The organism is Aeromonas sp. ZOR0002 (genome assembly GCF_963866995.1).
GTDB lineage: Bacteria > Pseudomonadota > Gammaproteobacteria > Enterobacterales > Aeromonadaceae > Aeromonas > Aeromonas caviae.
On record NZ_CAWMFQ010000301.1, the window covers coordinates 1 to 22,374 of the forward strand.

Annotated in this window: 20 protein-coding genes and 2 pseudogenes; 14 read left to right on the forward strand and 8 right to left on the reverse strand. The window is 62.9% G+C overall.

The features are described from left to right. The 3 genes and pseudogenes from AACR77_RS16100 to AACR77_RS16110 all read right to left on the reverse strand — a co-directional run. Window positions 1-267: pseudogene (locus AACR77_RS16100) on the reverse strand (GNAT family N-acetyltransferase); the annotation flags it as partial. Continuing rightward, on the reverse strand, window positions 264-785 hold the full coding sequence (locus AACR77_RS16105; protein WP_042882765.1) for a lipocalin family protein: 522 nt from the start codon (window positions 783-785) through the stop codon (window positions 264-266). The pseudogene AACR77_RS16100 and the gene AACR77_RS16105, both read right to left, overlap by 4 nt. A 1-nt stretch (window position 786) precedes the next feature. Next, the gene (locus AACR77_RS16110) at window positions 787-1,710 is read right to left on the reverse strand and encodes an AraC family transcriptional regulator (protein ID WP_010675998.1); all 924 of its coding nucleotides are present in this window, start codon (window positions 1,708-1,710) and stop codon (window positions 787-789) included. 118 nt (window positions 1,711-1,828) lie between these two features. Here AACR77_RS16110 and yqhD point away from each other — a divergent pair, with 118 nt between their 5' ends. The 5 genes from yqhD to AACR77_RS16135 all read left to right on the forward strand — a co-directional run bounded on the left by yqhD (window position 1,829) and on the right by AACR77_RS16135 (window position 8,850). Further along, entirely contained in the window at window positions 1,829-2,989 is a 1,161-nt protein-coding gene (yqhD, locus tag AACR77_RS16115) for an alcohol dehydrogenase (protein ID WP_042882767.1), read from the forward strand. A gap of 506 nt (window positions 2,990-3,495) precedes the next feature. Further along, window positions 3,496-5,022 carry a Re/Si-specific NAD(P)(+) transhydrogenase subunit alpha gene (locus AACR77_RS16120; protein ID WP_010675996.1) on the forward strand — a complete coding sequence of 509 codons (1,527 nt, stop codon included), beginning with the start codon at window positions 3,496-3,498 and terminating at the stop codon, window positions 5,020-5,022. A gap of 11 nt (window positions 5,023-5,033) precedes the next feature. Further along, window positions 5,034-6,518 (forward strand): Re/Si-specific NAD(P)(+) transhydrogenase subunit beta, encoded by a 1,485-nt coding sequence (gene pntB / locus AACR77_RS16125; RefSeq protein ID WP_042882769.1) that lies wholly within the window; start codon window positions 5,034-5,036, stop codon window positions 6,516-6,518. Between the two features lie 326 nt (window positions 6,519-6,844). Next, the gene (locus AACR77_RS16130; protein WP_025202524.1) at window positions 6,845-7,516 is read left to right on the forward strand and encodes a helix-turn-helix transcriptional regulator; all 672 of its coding nucleotides are present in this window, start codon (window positions 6,845-6,847) and stop codon (window positions 7,514-7,516) included. A 26-nt stretch (window positions 7,517-7,542) separates the two neighbouring features. Then, on the forward strand, window positions 7,543-8,850 hold the full coding sequence (locus tag AACR77_RS16135) for an L-cysteine desulfidase family protein (protein WP_042882794.1): 1,308 nt from the start codon (window positions 7,543-7,545) through the stop codon (window positions 8,848-8,850). A gap of 72 nt (window positions 8,851-8,922) precedes the next feature. Here the strand turns inward: AACR77_RS16135 and AACR77_RS16140 are convergent, their stop codons facing one another. Then, window positions 8,923-9,678, reverse strand: a complete 756-nt coding sequence (locus tag AACR77_RS16140; protein ID WP_029314864.1) for an outer membrane protein assembly factor BamD — start codon at window positions 9,676-9,678, stop codon at window positions 8,923-8,925. A 116-nt stretch (window positions 9,679-9,794) separates the two neighbouring features. Between AACR77_RS16140 and rluD the strand changes: the two genes are divergently transcribed. From rluD to AACR77_RS16160, 4 genes are all read left to right on the forward strand, one after another. Next, window positions 9,795-10,775 (forward strand): 23S rRNA pseudouridine(1911/1915/1917) synthase RluD, encoded by a 981-nt coding sequence (rluD, locus tag AACR77_RS16145; protein WP_042864780.1) that lies wholly within the window; start codon window positions 9,795-9,797, stop codon window positions 10,773-10,775. Between the two features lie 253 nt (window positions 10,776-11,028). After that, the gene (gene pgeF / locus AACR77_RS16150) at window positions 11,029-11,766 is read left to right on the forward strand and encodes a peptidoglycan editing factor PgeF (protein ID WP_042882772.1); all 738 of its coding nucleotides are present in this window, start codon (window positions 11,029-11,031) and stop codon (window positions 11,764-11,766) included. A 251-nt stretch (window positions 11,767-12,017) separates the two neighbouring features. Beyond that, a complete protein-coding gene (clpB, locus tag AACR77_RS16155) occupies window positions 12,018-14,594 on the forward strand; it encodes an ATP-dependent chaperone ClpB (RefSeq protein WP_042882774.1) in 2,577 nt (858 codons plus the stop codon). A gap of 60 nt (window positions 14,595-14,654) precedes the next feature. Further along, the gene (locus AACR77_RS16160) at window positions 14,655-15,479 is read left to right on the forward strand and encodes an MBL fold metallo-hydrolase (RefSeq protein WP_042882776.1); all 825 of its coding nucleotides are present in this window, start codon (window positions 14,655-14,657) and stop codon (window positions 15,477-15,479) included. 228 nt (window positions 15,480-15,707) lie between these two features. On the opposite strand, the gene asnA is transcribed toward AACR77_RS16160, so the two are convergent. Beyond that, window positions 15,708-16,700, reverse strand: a complete 993-nt coding sequence (gene asnA, locus AACR77_RS16165; RefSeq protein ID WP_042882778.1) for an aspartate--ammonia ligase — start codon at window positions 16,698-16,700, stop codon at window positions 15,708-15,710. Window positions 16,701-16,854: 154 nt separating this feature from the next. Between asnA and asnC the strand changes: the two genes are divergently transcribed. After that, window positions 16,855-17,316: a transcriptional regulator AsnC gene (gene asnC / locus AACR77_RS16170; RefSeq protein ID WP_042882780.1), complete on the forward strand. Its 462-nt coding sequence runs from the start codon at window positions 16,855-16,857 to the stop codon at window positions 17,314-17,316. Between the two features lie 101 nt (window positions 17,317-17,417). Here the strand turns inward: asnC and AACR77_RS16175 are convergent, their stop codons facing one another. Further along, the gene (locus AACR77_RS16175; protein ID WP_042882782.1) at window positions 17,418-18,182 is read right to left on the reverse strand and encodes a substrate-binding periplasmic protein; all 765 of its coding nucleotides are present in this window, start codon (window positions 18,180-18,182) and stop codon (window positions 17,418-17,420) included. A 249-nt stretch (window positions 18,183-18,431) separates the two neighbouring features. Then, window positions 18,432-18,833, reverse strand: coding sequence for a CBS domain-containing protein (locus AACR77_RS16180; protein WP_042882784.1), 402 nt, complete (start codon window positions 18,831-18,833; stop codon window positions 18,432-18,434). A gap of 159 nt (window positions 18,834-18,992) precedes the next feature. Between AACR77_RS16180 and AACR77_RS16185 the strand changes: the two genes are divergently transcribed. After that, window positions 18,993-19,697, forward strand: a complete 705-nt coding sequence (locus AACR77_RS16185) for an SDR family oxidoreductase (protein ID WP_042882786.1) — start codon at window positions 18,993-18,995, stop codon at window positions 19,695-19,697. Between the two features lie 58 nt (window positions 19,698-19,755). Here AACR77_RS16185 and folK read toward each other — a convergent pair whose 3' ends face one another. Beyond that, complete coding sequence (folK, locus tag AACR77_RS16190) at window positions 19,756-20,301, reverse strand: 2-amino-4-hydroxy-6-hydroxymethyldihydropteridine diphosphokinase (protein ID WP_010675982.1); 546 nt, start codon at window positions 20,299-20,301, stop codon at window positions 19,756-19,758. Between the two features lie 125 nt (window positions 20,302-20,426). Between folK and cydH the strand changes: the two genes are divergently transcribed. The 3 genes and pseudogenes from cydH to AACR77_RS16205 form a co-directional block, all read left to right on the forward strand. Further along, window positions 20,427-20,519: a cytochrome bd-I oxidase subunit CydH gene (gene cydH, locus AACR77_RS16195; protein WP_010675981.1), complete on the forward strand. Its 93-nt coding sequence runs from the start codon at window positions 20,427-20,429 to the stop codon at window positions 20,517-20,519. A gap of 102 nt (window positions 20,520-20,621) precedes the next feature. Further along, window positions 20,622-22,034, forward strand: coding sequence for a sensor histidine kinase (locus tag AACR77_RS16200; RefSeq protein ID WP_042882788.1), 1,413 nt, complete (start codon window positions 20,622-20,624; stop codon window positions 22,032-22,034). A 105-nt stretch (window positions 22,035-22,139) separates the two neighbouring features. Continuing rightward, window positions 22,140-22,374 (forward strand): annotated as a pseudogene (locus tag AACR77_RS16205) (hypothetical protein); the annotation flags it as partial.

The following is a 22,374-nucleotide window of genomic DNA, read 5'->3' on the forward strand; positions in this document are numbered from 1 at the left end:
GGCCGCCGGCGCCACGAACAGATCGTACAGCAGCCAGACGGGCTTCAGGGCGAGGGAGCAGAACAGGGGATAGAGGTGGGTAAATCCCAGCACCTCTCCCGCCTCGCTCTGGGCCACGAAGAGCACCGACTCCCCGGCGGTGCAGCGCTCCAGCAGGAAGGCTTCGGCGGCCTCGGGCCGGGCAGGCAGCCGGTAGAACGCCCGGTATTCCACGAACAGGGGGGTGACCCGGGGAATGTCACCGGGGGTGGCCTGGAAGATCCTCATGGGGCGTTCCCCGCCGGATCCTGGCTGACCCAGATCAGCCGGTCGGTGGCAAAGCCGAGCCCTCTGGCCCGCTCGACCAGGGCCTCTACCTTCTCTTTGGGGGGATGGGGCGTGCGGGAGAGGATCCAGAGGTACTGGAGGTTGTAACTGCTCACCAGGGAGAGCTCATAGTCCGTCGCCAGCACGTTGTAGCTGCCGTAGAAGGGGCCGAAGAAGCTCACCTTGAGGCGCCCCTCGTCGCTGTTACCCACGAAGTAGGCGCGCCCCTCGGCCTCGCGCCATTCCCCCTGTTCGTCCTGCCCCCGGTTGATCACCCTGACACCGCCGTCATCCCGCAGGCTGTAGGTGGCGGTGACCCGGTTCAGGCCGCGCTCGAAACCGTGATCGAGGCGGGCCACCTCGTACCAGGTGCCCAGGTAGCGGTCGAGCTGGAAGGGCTTGACCACCTGGTGTCCCGGTGGAATGCCGGTGCAGGCGGTGGCCAGCAGGGTCAGAACGAGCAGGATCAGTGTGCGCATGTCATCCCTCCACGATACGCAGTTGTCCCGAGCGGAAGCGTGCCGCGTGTTCGCTCGGGGTGTTGCCAAAGAAGCGTTTGTATTCGCGGCTGAACTGGGAGCCGCTCTCGTAGCCTACCTTGTCCGCCGCCACCCCGGCCTTGAGGCCGTCGTGCAGCATCATCAGCCGCGCCCGGTGCAGGCGCAGGGTCTTGATGTACTGCAGGGGCGAGGTGGCGGTGGCCGCCTTGAAGTGGTGGTGGAAGGCCGAGACGCTCATGTTTGCCTCCCGGGCCAGCTCCTCCACCGTCAGGTTCTCGGTAAAGCGCTGCTCCATGATACGCAGCACCCGGGCTATCTGGCTCACCTGGCTGTGACGGCTGGCCATGGCCAGCAGGGCGGGGGCCCCCCCTTCGTGCAGGGCGTGGAACAGGATCTCGCGCACGATCTGGGGCCCCAGCACCCGGGCGTGGAGCGGTTTGTCCATCACGTCGATGAGGCGCTCCACCGCGCAGAGCATGGTCTCGGAGAGGGGCACGGAGACGACGCCGCGACCCGGTTCCGCCGGGGCGGGGGCCGCGTCCCCCATCTCCAGCAGCAGGGCCTGCAGCGCCGCCACGTCGATCTCCACCGAGAGCCCCACCAAGGGGGATTCGGGGGAGGCGAAGCACTCGCACTCGCAGGGCAGCGGCAGGGTCATCATCAGGTAGTGCTCGGGGTCGTAGCGGAAGGTGAAGTCCGAGAGATAGCCCACCTTGTGCCCCTGCAGGATGATGATCATGCGCGGGCGGTAGAGCACCGGGATGCGGTCGTGATGCTCCGTGGTGTAGATGAGGTGCACGCCGGGCACGGGGGCGGCGGTGATCCCCGGGTGGGGGGCCAGGGCGGCGAGTCGGCTGGCGAGGGCGGACTGGTGGGTTGCCGCGATGGGCTGATTTGTACTCATTTATCCAGGCTCAGTAGAAATAGGCAAGAAATCGGCAGAAAGCTCCCTTGATGGTAGGGGGTTATAAGAGAAAAATGCAACCCATACCTTACCGACTACGACCACCCCGGGAGATCCCATGAACAACTTCATCCTGCACACCCCCACCAAGGTGCTGTTCGGCAAGGGCCAGGTGGCCCAGCTGCGCGGCCAGATCCCCAGCGACGCCCGCATCCTCGTCACCTACGGCGGTGGCAGCGTGGTGCGCAGCGGCCTGCTGGATCAGATCCGCAGCGAGCTGGCCGGCATGACCCTGTTTGAATTTGGCGGCATCGAGCCCAACCCCACCTACGAGACCCTGATGGGTGCCGTCGAACTGGCCCGCGCCGAGAAGGTCGACTTCCTGCTGGCAGTGGGCGGCGGCTCCGTGCTGGACGGCTCCAAGTTCATCGCCGCGGCCGCTCACTACGATCCGGCCAGGGATCCCTGGCACATCCTCGAGACCGTCGGGGGCGAGGTGGCCTCCGCCATTCCTCTGGGCAGCGTGCTGACCCTGCCGGCCACCGGTTCCGAGATGAACATGGGCGCCGTCATCACCCGCAAGAGCACTGGGGACAAGCAGCACTTCTTCTCGCCCTTCGTGATGCCGCGCTTCGCCGTGCTCGACCCCGTGCTCACCTACACCCTGCCCGCCCGTCAGGTGGCCAATGGGGTGGTGGATGCCTTCATTCACACCCTGGAGCAGTACCTCACCTACCCGGTGGATGCCAAGGTGCAGGATCGCTTCGCAGAAGGGCTGCTGCTGACCCTGGCGGAAGAGGGGCCCAAGGCACTGGTGGAGCCGGAAAACTACGACGTGCGTGCCAACATCATGTGGAGCGCCACCCTGGCGCTGAACGGCCTGATCGGAGCCGGCGTGCCCCAGGACTGGGCCACCCACATGCTGGGCCACGAGATCACCGCCCTGCACGGTCTGGACCACGCCCAGACCCTGGCGGTGGTGCTGCCCGCCCTGCTGCAGGCCAAGCGCGAGCAGAAGCGCGCCAAGCTGCTGCAATACGCCGAGCGGGTCTGGGATCTGCGCAGCGGCAGTGACGAGGCGCGTATCGACGGGGCCATCGCCGCCACCCGCGACTTCTTCGAGCGGATGGGGATCAAGACCCGGCTGCGGGATTACGTGGCCGACGCCCGGATCGACGCCCTGCTGGCCAAGCTCGAAGAGCACGGCATGACCGCCCTGGGTGAGCACGGCGACATCGACCTGGCCCAGAGCCGGCATATTTATGAGGCGGCCTGGTAAGCAGAGCGTGCCTGAAACGGGCCCAAGGCCCGGTTGCACCAGGGGGCCCGAACCCGCCAGCAGGCGGGGACGCGGCCCCCTGATCGTTGCAAAATGGTTACTTTTTCCCTTTTCATCTCATCAGATGAGCCAACGGCAGATTTCGTAAGAACAAAAAACGCTAAGGTAGAGGCTGGGTTAAACATTTTTTTTGACTGGTTGGATCACTTTTTTTAGCGCTTTTTGCTGGTATAAGCCCCTAATTTGGTTTGTTTTTTTTAATCATGGTCCGGGATGGGCTGAATTCTGTACCCGCCCGCCCGGGGTCGTGGTTGTAATAAAACTCCAAAATTTGATACTAATCACCCTCGCGCCTGAAAAGCGGGGGCCTGACCGTGACAGGAGGTCGAGGTGAAGCCTGCTGATTTTCATAACAAAGGGCCCGTGACCTGCACTTTGATCATGCCTTGTCCCCTCAGACATGAGAGACTTGGCGATGATTGTTTATTAACCATCAGGGAATAGTCATGCAGATTGGAATACCGAGAGAGAGTCTCGCCGGTGAGACCCGGGTCGCAGCGACCCCGGCCACTGTCGAGCAGCTGAAAAAGCTCGGCTTCGAGGTTGCCATCGAGGCCGGTGCCGGCCTGCGAGCCAGCTTCGATGATGCCGCCTTCGAGGCTGCCGGTGCCAGCGTGGTACCGAACGTCTGGCAAGCCGACCTTGTCTTCAAGGTCAACGCGCCGACCGAGGCCGAAATCGCACAAATTAAGGATGGTGCCACCCTGGTGAGCTTCATCTGGCCCGCCCAGAACCCCGAGCTGGTCAAGAAGCTTTCCGAGCGCAACATCAATGTGATGGCGATGGACATGGTGCCGCGGATCTCCCGTGCCCAGTCCCTCGACGCCCTCTCTTCCATGGCCAACATCGGTGGCTATCGCGCCGTCGTGGAAGCCGCGCACCAGTTCGGTCGCTTCTTCACCGGCCAGATCACCGCCGCCGGTAAAGTTCCGCCCGCCAAGGTGCTGGTCATCGGTGCCGGTGTGGCCGGTCTGGCCGCCATCGGGACCGCCGGTTCCCTCGGTGCCATCGTGCGTGCCTTCGATACCCGTCTGGAAGTGGCCGAGCAGATCGAGTCCATGGGTGGGGAATTCCTCAAGCTGGACTTCGGCGGCGAAGATGGCGCTTCCAGCGACGGTTACGCCAAGGTGATGAGCGAAGAGTTCATCAAGGCCGAGATGGAGCTGTTCGCCCAGCAGGCCAAGGAAGTGGACATCATCATCACTACCGCCCTGATCCCGGGCAAGCCGGCACCCAAGCTCATCACCAAGGAAATGGTGGACAGCATGAAGCCGGGCTCCGTCATCGTGGACATGGCGGCCCAGGCCGGCGGCAACTGCGAATACACGGTACCGGGTGAACTGCATGTCACCGACAACGGCGTCAAGGTGATCGGTTACACCGATCTGCCGGGCCGCCTGCCTGCCCAATCCTCCCAGCTCTACGGCACCAACCTGGTGAACCTGATGAAGCTGATGTGCAAGGAGAAGGACGGCAACGTCGCCATCGACTTCGAAGACGTGGTACAGCGCAACATGACGGTGGTCCAGGCCGGTGAAGTGACCTTCCCGCCCCCCGCCATCTCCGTCTCTGCCGCCCCGCAGAAACCCGCTGCCGCCAAACCGGCCGCCAAGAAGGAAGAGGCCAAGCCCTCCAACAAGAAGTTCGTGTTCGGTGCCCTCGGCATCGCCGCCTTCGGTTGGGTGGCTGCCGTGGCGCCTGCCGCCTTCCTCTCCCACTTCACCGTCTTCATCCTGGCCTGCGTGGTCGGTTACTACGTGGTGTGGAACGTCTCTCACGCCCTGCACACGCCGCTGATGTCGGTCACCAATGCCATCTCCGGCATCATCGTGGTCGGTGCGCTGTTGCAGATTGGACAAGGGTCGACCCTGGTCACCGTGCTGGCCTTTGTCGCCGTGCTGATTGCCAGTATCAACATCTTCGGTGGCTTCACCGTCACTCAGCGCATGCTGAAGATGTTCCGTAAGGATTAAGGGGGTTTAACGTGTCTCAAGGACTGGTAACAGCATCCTATATCGTTGCCGCCGTGCTCTTCATCCTCAGTCTCGCGGGACTGTCGAAGCAAGAAACGGCCAAGCATGGCAACCTGTTCGGTATCGCGGGGATGGCCATCGCCCTGCTCGCCACCGTCTTCAACCCGGAAACCAGTGGCGTCCACTGGATAGTCCTGGCCATGGCCATCGGTGGCGCCATCGGCGTGCGTCTGGCCCTCAAGGTCGAGATGACCGAGATGCCCGAGCTGGTGGCCGTGCTGCACAGCTTCGTGGGCATGGCAGCGGTGCTGGTGGGCTTCAACAGCTTCATCGATCTGCACCCCTCCGCCCCCGCTGAAGTGGTGGTCTCCGTCGGTTCCAACCTGGATGCGACCCTGGCAGCCGCCCGGGCGGCGTTCGAGCAGGCGGCAAGCGTCGCCCAGGTCGAGCACCTCTCCGGCGCCATGCTGAACATCCACCTGGTGGAAGTGTTCCTGGGCGTCTTCATCGGTGCTGTGACCTTCACCGGTTCCGTGGTGGCGTTCGGCAAGCTGCGTGGCCTCATCTCTTCCAAGCCGCTGATGCTGCCGCACCGCCACAAGCTGAACCTGCTGGCCGTGGTGGTCTCCATCGCGCTGATGATCCACTTCGTCAACGCCGGTGGCTCCACCTTCGCCCTGCTGGTGATGACCCTGATCGCCTTCGCCTTCGGCTGGCACCTGGTCGCCTCCATCGGTGGTGCGGACATGCCGGTGGTGGTCTCCATGCTGAACTCCTACTCCGGTTGGGCGGCGGCGGCGGCGGGCTTCATGCTCTCCAATGACCTGCTGATCGTCACCGGTGCCCTGGTGGGTTCCTCCGGTGCCATCCTCTCCTACATCATGTGCAAGGCGATGAACCGCTCCTTCATCTCCGTGATCGCAGGAGGCTTTGGCTCCGACGGCGTGGCCTCCACCGCCGAGCAGGAGCTGGGCGAATACCGCGAGACCAACGCCGAAGACGTGGCCGACATGCTGAAGAACGCCAGCTCCGTCATCATCACCCCAGGCTACGGCATGGCGGTGGCGCAGGCCCAGTACCCGGTGGCCGAGATCACCCAGAAGCTGCGTGATCGCGGCGTCAAGGTGCGCTTCGGCATCCACCCGGTGGCCGGTCGTCTGCCTGGTCACATGAACGTGCTGCTGGCGGAAGCGAAAGTCCCCTATGACATCGTGCTGGAAATGGACGAGATCAACGATGACTTCGCCGACACCGACGTGGTGCTGGTGATCGGTGCCAACGACACCGTCAACCCGGCCGCCATGGAAGATCCGGGCAGCCCCATCGCCGGCATGCCGGTGCTGGAAGTGTGGAAGGCGCAGAACGTCATCGGCTTCAAGCGCTCCATGAACACTGGCTACGCCGGTGTCCAGAACCCGCTGTTCTTCAAGGAGAACACCCAGATGCTGTTTGGCGATGCCAAGGCCAGCGTCGAGGCCATCCTGAAGGCGCTGTAAGCGTTGACCGGATGAGACAAAAAGGGGGCTTCGGCCCCTTTTTTTATGACCAGGGTGGGTGACCGTGGCAGGGAACAGACAGGCGGTGGTGCCTGCCTGTCCGGACTGACTGGCGAGCCCTGGCTCAATTAAAGTTGAGCAAAAGCACCAAAAAACCACCTTGAAGGCCTCTCATGAGGCCTTTTTGTCATTTCAGTCGTGATTTTGCTCACATTTTGTGGTGTTGTCTCACCAGTCGGGCATAATGCCCGCGCAAAAAGCGGATTTGCTCAATTTTATTTGAGTCCGCTTCGAATATCCTTACCCAACGTTGACCGGATGACCCCATGACCGAGGTAGCTCCCTTGCGCGACGCCAGCACACTGACCGATGAAGAGCGCCATCTGATTGCCAGCTTTGAGCCTGCGGTGGCGGCGCTGTCCGCCCTGTTTGGCCCGGGCTGCGAGGTGGTGCTGCACGCCTTTGACAGTCTGCACGCCTCCGTCATCAAGATTGCCAACGGCCACATCACCGGCCGCCAGGAGGGAGCGCCGGTCACCGATTTTGCGCTCGACAAGTTGCACAGTGCCGCCGGCAGCCAGTGGAGCAGCTATTTCTCCCGCTCCCGGGAGGGCACCCTGCTGAAGTCTTCGTCCATCACCATCAGCAACCGCGAGGGCAAACCCATCGGTATGCTGTGCGTGAATTTCAGCCTGGACACGCCCCTTGGCAGCCTGCTCGACACCTTTGCCCCGCCCGCAGTGCCCCCTGCCCACGGCACCGAGACCTTCGCCAGCTCGGTGGATGATCTGGTGGCGCAGGTGATCGCCAAGGTGGACAGGGATCCCGGGCTGGGCAGCAGCGTGCGCAACAAGGCGATCGTGCACCGGCTTTACGACATGGGCATCTTCGAGATCAAGGATGCCGCCCAACTGGTGGCCGAGCTGCTCGGCATCTCCCGCCATACCGTTTACCTGCATATCCGCAATCACAAGGCGGAACTGGCCGAACAACAATGACGAGCCCGCATGCGGGCGCCATGAACATGAGACACATCGCAATGAACGCACAATGGACCGACTTTATTACCCTGCTCAAGCGTGAAGTGGTGCCGGCCCTCGGCTGCACCGAGCCTATGTCGGTCGCCCTGGCGGCGGCCAACTGCCGCAAGCTGCTGGGGCAGGTACCGACCCGCACCCGCGTCTGGGTCAGCGGCAATCTGTTCAAGAACGGCATGGGGGTCGGGGTGCCCGGCACCGGCATGATCGGCCTGCCGGTGGCCGCCGCCGTCGGCATCACCGGTGGCAACCCGGATGCCGGGCTGGAGGTGCTCAAGAGCCTCACGCCGGATCAGGTCGAGGTGGCCAAGGGGTTGCTGCCCACCATAGAGGTGGATGTGAAGGATGTGCCCGACGTGCTCTACGCCGAGGTGCTGGCCGAAGTGGAGGGGCACAGCGCCCGGGTGGTGATCTGTACCGACCACACCCGCATCGTGCTGATGGAGAAGGATGGCGAGGTGCTGATGGTGCAGGACAGCGCCCCCGGGGTGCAGATCCAGCCCGCCAAGGCCGACAAGCCCGCCATGACCCTGAAGGAGATCGTGGCCTTCGCCCTGGAGGTGCCGCTGGTCGAGATCGACTTCATCCGCGAGGCGGCCACCATGAACCAGGCGCTGGCGGACGAAGGGCTGCAGGGCTATGGCCTGCGCATCGGCAAGATCCTCACCGATCAGGTGGAGCGCAAGCTGCTCTCCGACGACCTGATGACCCTGGCCATGCGCCTGTCGTCTGCCGCCTCCGATGCGCGGATGGATGGCGCCATGCTGCCCGCCATGTCCAACTCCGGTTCCGGCAACCAGGGCATTGCCGCCACCATGCCGGTGGTCGCCGCGGCCCGCTTCCTCAAGGCCGATGACGAGCAGCTGGCCCGTGCCCTGGTGATGAGCCACCTGGTGGCCATCTACATCAAGGCCTACCAGAACAAGCTCTCCGCCCTGTGTGCCGCCAGTACCGCCGCCATGGGATCGGGGGCCGCCATCACCTGGCTGCTGGGAGGCCAGTTCGAGCAGATCAGCCACTGCATCAACAACATGATTGGGGATGTTTCCGGCATCATCTGCGACGGCGCCGGCAGCGCGTGCTCCATGAAGGTCTCCACCTCCACCTCGGCGGCGGTGAAATCCTCGCTGATGGCCATCAACAACCTGCGCGTGCCCCAGAGCGAGGGGATCGTCTCGGACGACGTGGACCAGACCATCGCCAACTTGGGCCGCCTCTCTAGGGAGGGGATGCTGGATACCGACATCGAGATCATCAACATCATGCGGGCCAAGCAGCAGGGTAAGCACCAGTGACCCCGGAGTGCCGCCGTCGGCCATAAAAAAACCGGAGCCAGTGGCTCCGGTTTTTCATTGTCCGTTCGCTACTCAGCCGCGACCGAGACGGTTGTCCGGGTAGTTCTTGGCCAGCACTTCTCGGGCATGCTGGGCCAGGGTCGGCATCTTCAGGGTGTCATAGGCGTTGACCATGATTTCCAGTGCCTTCTCGGTTTCCATCGTGTCGGGATAGGTCTCGACGATCAGCTTGGCGCGGTTGGCGGCGGCGATCAGGGCGTCACGCTTGACGTAGTACTCGGCTACCCCCAGGTCATAGCGGGCAAGACGGTTCTTCAGGCCGATCATGCGGGCACGGGCATCGGCTGCATAGCTGCTGTTGGGGTAGTTCTGCAGCAGGGTCTTGAAGTCCTGGAAGGCCTGACGGGCGTAGGAGGGGTCTTTGTCATCCCGATTGATGCCGAGGAAATCCTGGAAGAAGTTGTAATCCGCCGCCATGTTGGTCAGGCCGCGCATATAGAAGACGTAATCGATGTTCTTGTGCGCCGGGTTCAGGCGGATAAAACGGTCGATGTTGGCGATCGCCTGGGCGGTATCATCCTGCTTGTAGTAGGCATAGATGAGATCGAGCTGAACCTGGTTGGAGTAGGCACCGAACGGGTAACGAGAGTCCAGCGCTTCCAGCAGTTCGATGGCATTGAGGTAGTTGCCGGTATCCAGTTTGATGCGGGCTTTCTGGTACAGAACTTCCGGCGGTTCGTCGGGAACCTTGGGTTTGGTGCTGGAACAGCCAGTGATCAGGGTAGCGACCAAGGCGAGCGACATCAGCAGGTGAGACTTCTTTCCCATCAACAACATCCGGTCCATTTCCACGAAATTGGCAAAGTATCCGTTATGCTTGGCTAAAAGAAAAGCTAGAATACCCGGATTATTTCGAATTGATACCCCCGCTCAAGAGACCATACATGAGCCAGCATATTGAACTGACAGGCGAATTTCAGGATCACCAATTCGGGCAACGACTCGACCAGGCCCTGGCCGAATTGTTTCCCGACTACTCCCGGACCCGCATCAAGGAGTGGATTTTACAGGACAGAGTGACCCTGGACGGTCAGGTTGCCAATACCCCGCGCGAGAAAGTGGTGGCCGGGCAGCAGGTACATGTGAATGTGGAACTGGCAGACGACACCCGCTGGGATGCCCAGAACATCGAGCTGAACATCGTCTATGAAGATGAACACATCCTGGTGATCGACAAGCCGGCCGGCCTGGTGGTTCATCCGGGCGCCGGTACGCCGGACGGCACCGTGCTCAATGCCCTGCTGCACCGCTACCCCGGCATCGCCGAGGTCCCCCGTGCCGGTATCGTGCACCGTCTGGACAAAGACACCACGGGGTTGATGGTGGTGGCCAAGACCATTCCCGCCCAGACCCACCTGGTGGAAGCCCTGCAGGCACGCCAGATCACCCGTGAGTACGAGGCGATTGCCATCGGTCACATGACCGCCGGCGGCACCGTCGATGCCCCCATCGGTCGTCACCCGACCCAGCGTACCCACATGGCCGTGGTGCCCAACGGGCGCGAGTCCGTCACCCACTACCGGGTGCACGAGAAGTTCCGTGGTCACACCCGTTTGCGGTTGCGCCTGGAGACCGGCCGTACCCACCAGATCCGTGTCCACATGGCCCACATCAAGCATCCGCTGGTGGGGGATCCCGCCTACGGCGGTCGTCTGCGTCTGCTGCGCAACGCCACCCCCGAACTGACCGAGGCCCTGCGCGCTTTCCACCGTCAGGCGCTGCACGCCACCATGCTGAAGCTGGCGCACCCCATCACGGGTGAAGTGATGGAGTGGCACTCCCCCACGCCGCAGGACATGGTGGCGCTGATGGAAGTGCTGCGGGCTGATACTCTGGCCAATCCAGACGATTTAGTCTGGAATTGATGGGCTGATGGCTGTGCTGCACACCAAGATCACCCTGGCCAATCCAGACGATTTAGTCTGGAATTGATGAGCTGATGGAAGTGCTGCATACCAAGATCACCCTGGCCAATCCGGACGATCTGGTCTGGAACTGATCCCGGGGGCGGCCTTGCGACGATTCCTGCCGTAACCTGCCCTCCATGATCTGATGCGGGGCCCCTTGACTGGTTGCAGCCAAGGGGCCCCGTTTTCATATGAACGAAAGGAGCCACAGATGAACTGGATCGCACCCGACTGGCCCGCACCGGGCAATGTCAGGGCTCTCTCGACCACCCGGGACGGCGGCATCAGCGAAGGGGTCTTTGCTGGTCTGAACCTCGGGGCCCATGTGGGCGATGCACCGGCCAGGGTCGAGGCCAACCGCGCCCGACTGCAACAGGTGGCGGGGATCCCCGGCACTCTCAACTGGCTCAACCAGGTACATGGCATCGCCGTCCATCCGGTGAGCGACCGTTATGAGCGCGCACCGGATGCCGATGCCGCCTGTGCGCATGAGACGGGGCAGGCCTGCATCGTGATGACTGCCGACTGCCTGCCGGTGCTGTTCTGCGATCGGGCAGGCACCGTAGTGGCGGCGGCCCATGCCGGTTGGCGCGGACTGCAGGGGGGCGTATTGGAGGCAAGCATCGCCGCCATGGGCTGCGAGCCTGGCGAGATCCTGGCCTGGCTGGGCCCGGCCATCGGTCCCGCCGCGTTCGAAGTGGGTGGCGAAGTGCGTGAGGCCTTCATGACGGAGCAGGCGGAAGCGGCGACTGCATTCGTGCCATCCCTCAACGAAGGGAAATGGCTGGCGGATATCTACCAGCTGGCCCGACTGCGCCTCGCCCGCGCCGGTGTCACCGCCATCTATGGCGGCGAATACTGCACTTTCAGCGACAGCGAGCGCTTCTACTCCTATCGCCGCGACGGGCAGACGGGTCGCATGGCCTCCCTTGTGTGGCTGGAAAAATAGCCGAAGAGGCGCTCGCGAGTGGCCGCAAGCGCCTCTTTACTCCCTGGTGATGGCCCTTTGGCGGCCATGTCTTGCTGCCGAGCAGGCTCAGGGCAGCAGGCTGCCATTGGGAGGTCGTTTTCCCTCGGTCATTGCTATTGAGGAAAAAATAAACAGCCACCCCTTGAAATTGCCCTTCAAGACCACATCTTCCTTGTCAGAAAGCGATGTTGTTGCCGCGCATGCGGCGTCTGTCTTGAAGGGGGAGTGCAATGCGCCTCGATCGCCTGACCAGCAAATTCCAGATTGCCATTTCCGATGCCCAGTCTCTTGCACTGGGTCGTGACCACCAATTCATCGAACCCGTCCATCTGATGAGCGCCTTGCTCAATCAGGACGGCGGATCCATTCGTCCGCTGCTCACCCTGACCGGGCTCGACATCAATACCCTGCGCTCGCGCCTCGGCGAGGAGCTGGATCGCCTGCCCCGCGTCAGCGGGGTGGAAGGGGACGTACAGCTCTCCAACGGCCTCGGCCGCCTGCTCAACGTCTGCGACAAGCTGGCCCAGCAGCGCAAGGATCAGTTCATCTCGTCCGAGCTGTTCGTGCTGGCGGCCCTGGACGAGAAGGGGACGCTGGGCGAGCTGCTGCGTGCCCAGGGGCTGACCAAGGAAAAACTCGAGGCAGCCATCGACAAGGTCCGTGGCGGCAAGAAGGTGGAGGATGCCAACGCCGAGGAGAATCGCCAGGCGCTGGAGAAGTACACCATCGATCTCACCGAGCGGGCCGAACTCGGCAAGCTCGACCCGGTGATCGGCCGGGATGACGAAATTCGCCGCACCATCCAGGTGCTGCAACGCCGCACCAAGAACAACCCGGTGCTGATCGGTGCCCCCGGCGTCGGCAAGACCGCCATCGTCGAGGGTCTGGCCCAGCGCATCATCAATGGCGAAGTGCCGGAAGGGCTCAAGAACAAGCGGGTGCTGTCGCTCGACATGGGGGCCCTGGTGGCCGGAGCCAAGTATCGTGGCGAGTTCGAGGAGCGGCTCAAGGCGGTTCTGAACGATCTGGCCAAGGAGGAGGGCAGCGTCATCCTCTTCGTGGACGAGCTGCACACCATGGTCGGCGCCGGCAAGGGCGAGGGTGCCATGGATGCGGGCAACATGCTCAAGCCCGCCCTGGCCCGCGGCGAGCTGCACTGCGTCGGGGCCACCACCCTCGATGAGTACAGGCAGTACGTGGAGAAGGATGCCGCGCTGGAGCGCCGTTTCCAGAAGGTGCTGGTGGAGGAGCCCTCGGTGGAGGACACCATCGCCATCCTGCGTGGCCTGAAGGAGCGCTACGAGCTGCACCACCATGTGCAGATCACCGACCCCGCCATCGTCGCGGCGGCCCAGCTCTCCCACCGCTACATCGCGGATCGCCAGCTGCCTGACAAGGCCATCGACCTTATCGACGAGGCGGCGGCCAGCATCCGGCTCCAGATCGACTCCAAGCCGGAATCCCTGGACCGGCTCGAACGGCGCATCATCCAGCTCAAGCTGGAGCAGCAGGCGCTGATGAAGGAGGACGATGACGCCAGCCGCAAGCGCCTCGATCTGCTCAATCAGGAGCTGACGGAAAAAGAGCGGGAATACAACGAGCTGGAAGAGGTGTGGAAGGCCGAGAAGGCTGCCCTCGCCGGGACCCAGCACATCAAGGCGGCGCTGGAGCAGGCCCGTCAGGATCTCGAGGTGGCGCGCCGCGCAGGGGACTTGGGCCGCATGTCCGAGTTGCAGTACGGCCGCATCCCTGAACTGGAGAAACAGCTGGATCTCGCCACCCAGGCCGAGATGCAGGAGACCAGCCTGCTGCGCAACCGGGTCACCGACGTGGAGATCGCGGATGTGCTGGCGCGCTGGACCGGCATTCCGGTGGCCCGCATGCTGGAAGGGGAACGGGAGAAGCTGCTGCGGATGGAGGATCAGCTGCACAGCCGGGTGATCGGCCAGGAAGAGGCGGTGGACGCCGTCTCCAACGCCATTCGCCGCTCTCGTGCCGGGCTGTCCGACCCGAACCGCCCCATCGGCTCCTTCCTCTTCCTCGGCCCCACCGGGGTGGGCAAGACCGAGCTGTGCAAGGCGCTGGCGGAGTTCCTGTTCGATACCCAGGACGCCATGGTGCGGATCGATATGTCCGAGTTCATGGAGAAACACAGCGTGGCCCGTCTGGTGGGGGCGCCTCCGGGATACGTGGGGTACGAGGAAGGGGGCTATCTCACCGAGGCGGTGCGCCGTCGCCCCTACTCGGTGATCCTGTTGGACGAGGTGGAGAAGGCGCATCCCGATGTCTTCAACATCCTGTTGCAGGTGCTGGACGATGGCCGCCTGACCGACGGTCAGGGGCGTACCGTGGACTTCCGCAACACCGTGGTGATCATGACCTCCAACCTCGGGTCTGATCTCATCCAGGAGCACCACTCCGAGAAGGATTACGACGAGATGAAGGCCATGCTGATGGAGGTGCTGACCCGCAGCTTCCGGCCGGAGTTCATCAACCGGATCGACGAGACCGTGGTGTTCCACCCCCTCGGTGAGGAGCACATCAAGTCCATCGCCCGCATCCAGCTCAAAAGCCTGATGAGCCGTCTGGAGTCCCAGGGCTTCGAGGTGGAGGTGAGCGAGGAGCTGCTGACCAAGCTGGTTCATGCCGGGTTCGATCCCGTCTACGGGGCGCGTCCCCTCAAGCGGGCGATCCAGCAGAAGGTGGAGAACCCCCTGGCCCAGGCCCTGCTCAGCGGTCGGGTTATCCCGGGCAAGACACTGCGGCTGGGGGCCGACAGCAACGGGCTCACCATGAGCCAGCCATGATGGTGTCATCGATGAAAAACGCAGGCCTTGTGCCTGCGTTTTGTTTTCAGGGGGATTGAGATGCTGACGTTTTCCGTTTTGGTGGATGATGATGTTCATCTACCCGGCTGCCAGCCTGAAAAGGGACTGTCGTTGCTGTTGGAGTGCGATGGCCTCAAGGTGTTGTTCGACAGCGGTCGGGGCCGGGCGCTGCGGCACAATGCCGAGGTGATGGGAGTCGATCTCGGCTCTCTCACCCATGTGGTGCTGTCCCACGGTCATTACGACCATGTGGGCGGGGTCGGCTCGCTGCCCGCCTATCCAAGACCCATCCCGCTCATAGCCTGTCCGGACGTGTTCTGCGAGCGGGGCTACTTCCTGTCGCTGCCCTTCTGGCGGCGCAACCTCTATCGCCTGTCGGGGGCGCTGGCTCGGGAGTCGCTGTCGGCCAGAGGCTTGCTTCCCCACTGCTCGTCCGAGCCGGTCTGGTTGTCTGATCGCCTGGTGTTTCTGGGTTCCATCCGGAGGCGGGATCGGGCCAAGCCCTCCCTGCTCGGCTACATAGAGCGTGGCGGGCGGGTGGAGAAAGACCTCATCAGCGACGACTCGGCGCTGGCCTACAAGAGCGAGCAGGGGCTCATCGTCTTTATCGGCTGCGGTCACGCCGGGGTCGAGAACATCATCGAGTGGGCCAAGGAGGTGTGTGGCGACGAGCGGATCCACGCCGTCATCGGCGGCCTGCACCTGAAGTTTTCCGGCCCAGAGCGGGCGGTGGCGCTCGGAGCCTATCTGCAGGAAGAGGCGGTGGAGCGGTTGTTTGCCTGCCACTGCACCGGCAGCAGAAAGGCGGGGTTGCCGCGCCAGCACCAGATCGGGGCGGGTTTTGAGCACAGTTTTTCGGCGTAAAAAAAACGGCAATCCGAAGATTGCCGGGAGGAATGTATTCGATGCGATCTGACGTGGGTTGAGCGGATCGCAGGGGCAAGCCCCAGGGTCGGCAGGCACAGTCAGCGACCATGCCCACCTTACAGTCAGTCGGGATACGCTCTCCACCCCGGCTGACCAGCTTCGCTATCGCGTCTGTCCCGCGCCGTGTTGCCGCGATAGGAGGACAGAGGCAATCAAATCAATTCGTTACAGCATGTCCGCAATGGCGGCCTTCATCTCGGCCGGCCAGACGCCGACCTGGACCTGACCGATGTGCTCTTTTTGCAGCAGCAGCATGGTCAGACGGGATTGGCCGATGCCGCCGCCGATGGTTTGCGGCATCCGTGCTGCCAGCAGATCCTGATGCCAGTCGTACTGCAGGCGATCCTCGTCCCCGGTGATGGCGAGCTGGCGGCGCAGGGCCTCTGCGTCCACCCGGATCCCCATGGAGGAGATCTCGAAGCTGTCTTCCAGCACCGGGTTCCACACCAGGATGTCACCGTTCAGACCCGCCAGCCCGAGCTCGCTCTCGCTGCTCCAGTCGTCGTAGTCCGGGGCACGGACGTCGTGGCGTTCGCCGTGGGAGAGGGCGCCACCGATGCCGATGAGGAAGACCGCCCCCAGCTCTTTGGCGATGGCGCGCTCGCGTCCCTTGGCATCGAGGTCCGGGTAGCGGGTCAGCAGCTCTTCACTGTGCAGGAACTGGATATCCGCCGGCAGGAAGGGGGTCAGCTCATGCTCGGCACAGACCGCGCGCTCGGTGGCCTTGATGGCGGCCCAGATGCCGCGCACCGTCTCCTGCAGATAGGCGAGATCCCGGTGCTCGCCCGGCATCACCTTCTCCCAGTCCCACTGGTCGACGTAGACGGAGTGAATGGGGCTGAGACGATCCTCGTCCGGACGCAGTGCCTTCATGTGGGTGTAGATGCCTTCACCCGGGCCGAAACCGAAGCGACCCAGAGTCTGGCGCTTCCACTTGGCCAGGGAGTGGACCACCTCATAGCTGTGCTCCGGCAGGGTTTTCACCTTGACCTGCACTGCATGCTCGCAGCCGGAGAGGTTGTCCTGGGTGCCGTCACCGACCCGGCTCAGAATGGGGGCTTGTACCTCCATCAGGCCGAGTTGCAGTGCGAGTTGGCGGGAGAACATCTCTTTGACGAAGCTGATCTGCTGTTGGCTGCGGATGTAGTGCTGTTTCATGCTGAATTACCTGTCGTGAATCCGTTGAATGCGGTGATTCTTCAACAGAATGCCAACTAAATTCAATATTCGATAATTGAAATAGGCTTTGTGTGTTTTTTTCTTCAAAATAAGCCATCAATTAATGATGAATCATTAAAAGGAGCGCAAAAAAGTGTCAGAAAATTATCGGATCGATAATCTCGATCAGGCCATCCTCTCCACCCTGATGGAGAATGCGCGCCTGCCTTACGCCGAGCTGGCCAAACAACTGCTGGTGAGCCCGGGCACCATCCACGTGCGGGTTGAGAAGATGAAGCAGGCGGGCATCATCGAGGGAACGCGGGTGCAGGTGAACCCCAAGAAGCTGGGCTACGACGTCTGCTGCTTCATCGGGATCAACCTCAAGAGCGCCAAGGATTACCCGTCGGCCCTGGCCAAACTGCAGGCGCTGGACGAGGTGGTGGAGGCCTACTACACCACGGGCCACTACAGCATCTTCATGAAGGTGATGACCCGTTCCATCGACGAGTTGCAGACGGTACTGATCCACAAGATCCAGACCATCGACGAGATCCAGTCCACCGAGACGCTGATTTCGCTGCAAAACCCGATCCTGCGGGATGTGAAGCCTTGAGTCGGGTGGTCTGAGGGGGGCGTAGAGATCCCTCTCCCGTGCGAGACCCTGTTCGCGCAGCAGAATTCGACCCTGCGGGAGATGACACCCTGACCGGTGGATCAGGGTTCGATATAGGGGATGCCGTATTTGTCGTAGAGGGCCTTGAGCCGGCCGTCCCGCTTCATGTGCAGCAGTTCGGCATCATAGGCGGCCATCAGGGCCGGGGTGTCGGCATTGGCCCGGGAACGGGTCCAGACATTGAAGTAGGGGCTGGTCTTGAGGGGTTTTGGCAGGTAGTCGAGCTTGCCTTCCAGTCCCTCCTCTCTTATCTGGGTGAAGGCGGTGATCAGGGACATGGGCACCACGTCGATGCGACCGGCGATGAGTTTGCGCAGTTGCAGCTGGTTGATGGGGATCTCCTGGAAGTGATAGCTCGGGTCTGTCATGGCTGCCGCGAGCTCGGGGGTGTAGGAGAAATCCCGAGTGACACCGATACGCCAGGGTTTGAGATCCGTCAGATGGTCATAGTGGATCCGGCCCGCGGACTCCTTGCGTATGAAGAAGTGCCAGCTATGGAGCATATGGGCCTGTTTGGGGTAGAGCAGATAGGCCTCCCGCTCCGGTTTGTAGGAGTGGGTCAGCAGCAGGTCATAGAAGCCGCTTTCGGCATTGCGGGTGAGCCTGGCCCCCGAATCGATGAGCTCAATCCTGATGGGGGTATGGAGCGTGCCGAAGATGGCGGTGACGAGATCCACATCCAACCCGCGAGGGTGTCCCTGTGCATCCAGCCACTTGAGAGGGGGCTCCAGGATGCCACCAATGACCAGCTCCCTGGCTGACAGCCAGCAGGGCAGCAGCAAGCAGAATACGAGCAAGCGTCGCACGTTACATCTCCTGAGCACTCGGGACGGGGTCGCATCCGGCAGGGACTGTGACCGGCACCTATCTAACTAGAGACGACCACGGATGGCAAACCCTGAAATGGGGAGGGGACAAACGAACGGTGCCGGTGGGAGGGGGGCGGCGCTGCCTCGACAGGCCGCCCCGTGGCAGAGTCGGGCGGGATGGACCAGCCACTCGCCGGCTGTGGGCGGGAGGGTGGTCGGCATGAAACGTGTGCGAGGTGGCCTGCCTCAGGTTGCCTGACACTGTTTCATCTGGGTGTTGAGGGCCTGCATCACCTGACGACGGCTGATGATGCCCGTCACCTTGCCTCCCTCCATTACCGGATAGACCTTGGGTCTGGCCCCGGCCATCTGGCGGGCGAGATCCACGATGTTGTCATCAGGAGAGACGAACAGCGGGGCCCGGCTCATCAGATCTTCGACCAGAGTACGGGTGTCGCAGTGATAGCTGCCCGTGAGCAGGGCGGGAATGCAATCCTGCTCGGAGAGAAATCCGACGAGGTGCTGATGGTCATCCAGTACCGGCAGGCCCAGGTTTGCCCGATGGAGTCTGTCCAGCGCCTCGGCCAGACCGAGGCCGGGGTGCAGTGAGTGGGTCAATGGCTGCATATGATCGCGAATTTGTAGCATGATGGTGGCTCCATGGGGGTCGATGGGGCCACTATGCCCGGTGGCCGTGACAGGGGGCCAATGGGTTTTGCCTCGGACATCGATAGGTCATGGCCGATGAATGGGCCCTCCGTGCGATCCTGCATGGATCGGGGAGGGCGACAACCACAAGGAGAGGGTATGCGTGCATTGGTAACGGGCTGTGGCCGTCGCCTGGGATTCTATCTGTGCGAGCAGCTGGTGGCCGCTGGCTGGCAGGTGACGGGCAGCTATCGCAGCGAACGGCCCGAGTTGGATCGTCTGCGAGACGTGGGCGTCGAGCTGGTACAGGCGGACTTCACCCGGGAAGAGGAGGTGGGCGCCGTGGTGACGGCGCTGGCGGCCCATGAGGATCTTGCCCTGATCATCCACAATGCCTCCGCCTTCGAGCCCCAGGCGGCGGATCCTGCGGTGCAGCTGGCCCAGTTTGAGCAGTTCTACCGGGTACACATGGCGGCTCCCTTCCAGCTCAACCGGGCGCTGGCCCCCGCCCTTGCCCGCCAGCCCAACGGGGGCATCATCCACATCACCGATATCTACATCCATGCCCCGGCGCCCCAGTTTGCCGCCTACGTGGCCACCAAGGCGGGAGCCCATTCCCTGGCCATGAGCTTTGCCCGCGAACTGGCACCCGCCGTGCGGGTCAACACCATAGAGCCTGGCCCCATCCTGTTTCTCGACGAGCACGGGGATGACTGGCGCCAGCAGGTGCTGGCGAAGACGCCGCTGGCGCGGGAAGGGGGCCTGGAGCCCATCTGGCAGGCGGTACAGATGCTGATGAAGAACGACTACATGACCGGGGCCAGCATCCGGGTGGACGGGGGGCGCGCCCTCGCCGTCATCTAGGGCAAGGCGGGCCGCCATGACATGAGGCGCCTTTGGGCGCCTCATGTGTGTGAACGGCTCAAGGGTGCCGGATGGCGGCGTGCCGGGAAGGGGGGCCGGGGTGGCCGTTGCCGGGAAGCAGGGCCTCGTCTTGCTGGCAGAGATGGATGGGGGCCTGGCCGATGCGCTGCTTCGCAAACACCTTGCTGCCCGGCAGGCCGAGGGTCACCTTGCCGGAGTCCACACTGCCGCCCTGATACATCTCCGCCAGCAGATCCCCCAGGTAGGCATCCACCCCGGCCTCGGCGAAGTCATCCCGTTCGCCGCAGGCCAGTATGTCGATGTCCAGTGGCCTGTCCGCCACCTTGCACAGGGGGTTGCTGCGATCCCGGCCATGGGCCAGCTCCATGGTGACAAACTCGGCCTTGAGCTGGACGGGGGAGAGGTCGCTCTGGACGACGAACAGGCAGTTGAGGAAGTCGTGGCGCGAATGCATGCCCACGGGTTTGGTCTGGATGACGGAACTCAGGTGAAGGCGACCAAAGCGGGCCAGCAATTCGGCGACGACCTGACTGACGTGCAGGGCGGGGTCGAGATTGGATCCAATGCTACAGAGGTAAAACATGCTTTCCATTCCTTGGGTTGGGCTCGTCTGAAATATATACGCAGCTCACGGTTATGGGATTCACTATGAATTAACATGTCGTTATCTGTTGTGATCCAACGCTGATTGGCAGAAAGGAGGTTTGCATGAGCGTAGAAATGAAATGGGCACTGTTGGCCGCGTCAGGGGCCCTTGCCATGATCATTGTCATCTGTGTGGCGTCCGTCGGCCTGGCGTGAATCCGGCCTCGGTGAGCAATCAAACCGGCTTTATGGCCGGTTTTGCTTTTTGGGGCAGTGCGGATATGCTGGCTCCCCCATGACGAATCGAGACCGCAGAAGATGACCAAGGTTCGGCCCCGCTCCCTGCTCCAGGTAGTACTGATGGGCTTCGTGCTGGTGCTGATGCCCCTGGGGGGCATGATCTGGCACGACAGTCAGGCTCTCTCCCACCTGGGCCAGCTCACCAGCGACGAGATGGAACGTGCGGTGCGGGACACTCGCCGGGCGACGCTGCTCTCCACCCAGGCCATCGATCTGGAGCGCACCCTGCGCCGCTATGCGGTCCTGGGTGATGACCGCATCCTGACCAGCTATCGGCAGCAGCTGGTGCGCTACCGGGAACTGCTCGCGACCCATCAGGACTCCATTCCGGATGCCGAGGTCTACGGAGATCTCGAGGCGACGCTGGTCTGGCTCGACGGCCTGCAGGATCTGCGCAAGGCCAGGCAGGAGGCGACCAGCCCCCGTTTCACCGACTTCAACGAACTGAACCAGCGACTGGAAGTGGTCACCCGCAGCCAGGTGGATGATCACGTGACCCGCATGCGGGGCGCCATCGTGGAGCTGAAACAGCAGATCTGGTGGGTCAGCGGCTTCGTGGTCGGGCTCAGCCTGCTGCTGGTGTTGCTCTTTACCTACCTCATCATCCACCCGGTACGTCAGATTGAGTCGCGGATCCTGAGTCTGGGCGCAGGCGTCGAGCCGGATCAGCGCCCGGTGGATGGCCCGGCCGAACTGGTGCTGCTGGGGGAGCGGATCAGCTGGCTGCACGACAAGCTCAAGGAGCTGGAACAGCAGAAATACCAGTTCCTGCGCCACGTATCCCACGAGCTGAAAACCCCCCTTGCCGTGCTGCGGGAGGGGGCTGATCTGCTCTCGGAGCAGCTGGTGGGGCCCCTCAACGGGGATCAGCAGGAGATCTGCCAGATGCTGGAGGAGAACAGCCGCCGTCTGCAGACCCTGATCGAGCGGCTGCTCGACTTCAATCGCCTCAGCCAGCAGGAGGTGTTCACCCTGTCCGAGGTGCCCCTGGCACCCTTGTTGTCAGACTTGTCCGAAGAGTACCGGCTCGCGCTGGAATCCAAGCAAATCAGTGTACACTTGCCGCCCGAGCCCATCAGCCTGCGGGCAGAGCCCTACCGCCTGCGACTCATCCTCGACAATCTCTTTTCCAACGCGGTCAGCTATGGCGCCAGGGGCGGACAGATCTGGATCCGCGCCGGGGCGGGAGCGGGCGGCGGCTGGCTGGAGGTGGCCAACGAAGGGCCTGTCATCCCGCCAGACGAGCGGGAGCGCATCTTCGAGCCCTTTGAACAGGGCAGCATAGTGCGCCAGGGATTGCTGAAAGGCTCCGGCATGGGCCTCTCCATTGCCCGTGAGTCTGCCATGAGTCTGGGCGGCGAGCTCAGGCTGATCGAGGATGCCCAGGCGGATGTCTGTTTCCGGCTGGATTTGAACGTGCGCCCGAGCTGACGGGCGTGGCGGCGACCCCGCAGGTGCGGGTGGCGCCTTGACACCGAATATTGAGAGGAGCGGGCAGGTGCCTGTTCCCCACCAGGATCTGAAGTGACATTCAAGATGAAACGATTTGTGATTCCCGTATTGATGATCGGCCTGCTCGCTGGCTGTTCCCTGCTGCCTTCTACCAGCCTCACCGAGCCTTCCCAGGAGGCGATCGCCAGGCGGATGGAGTTTGCCAACAAGGAGATGCAGGTGCGCCTGCAATACTCGGACTGGCTGCTGGCCAGCCATCCCCAGCAGCGGATGCAGGAGCGCCAGCGACTGGCCGGCGCCACCGACCTCGAGAGCCGGG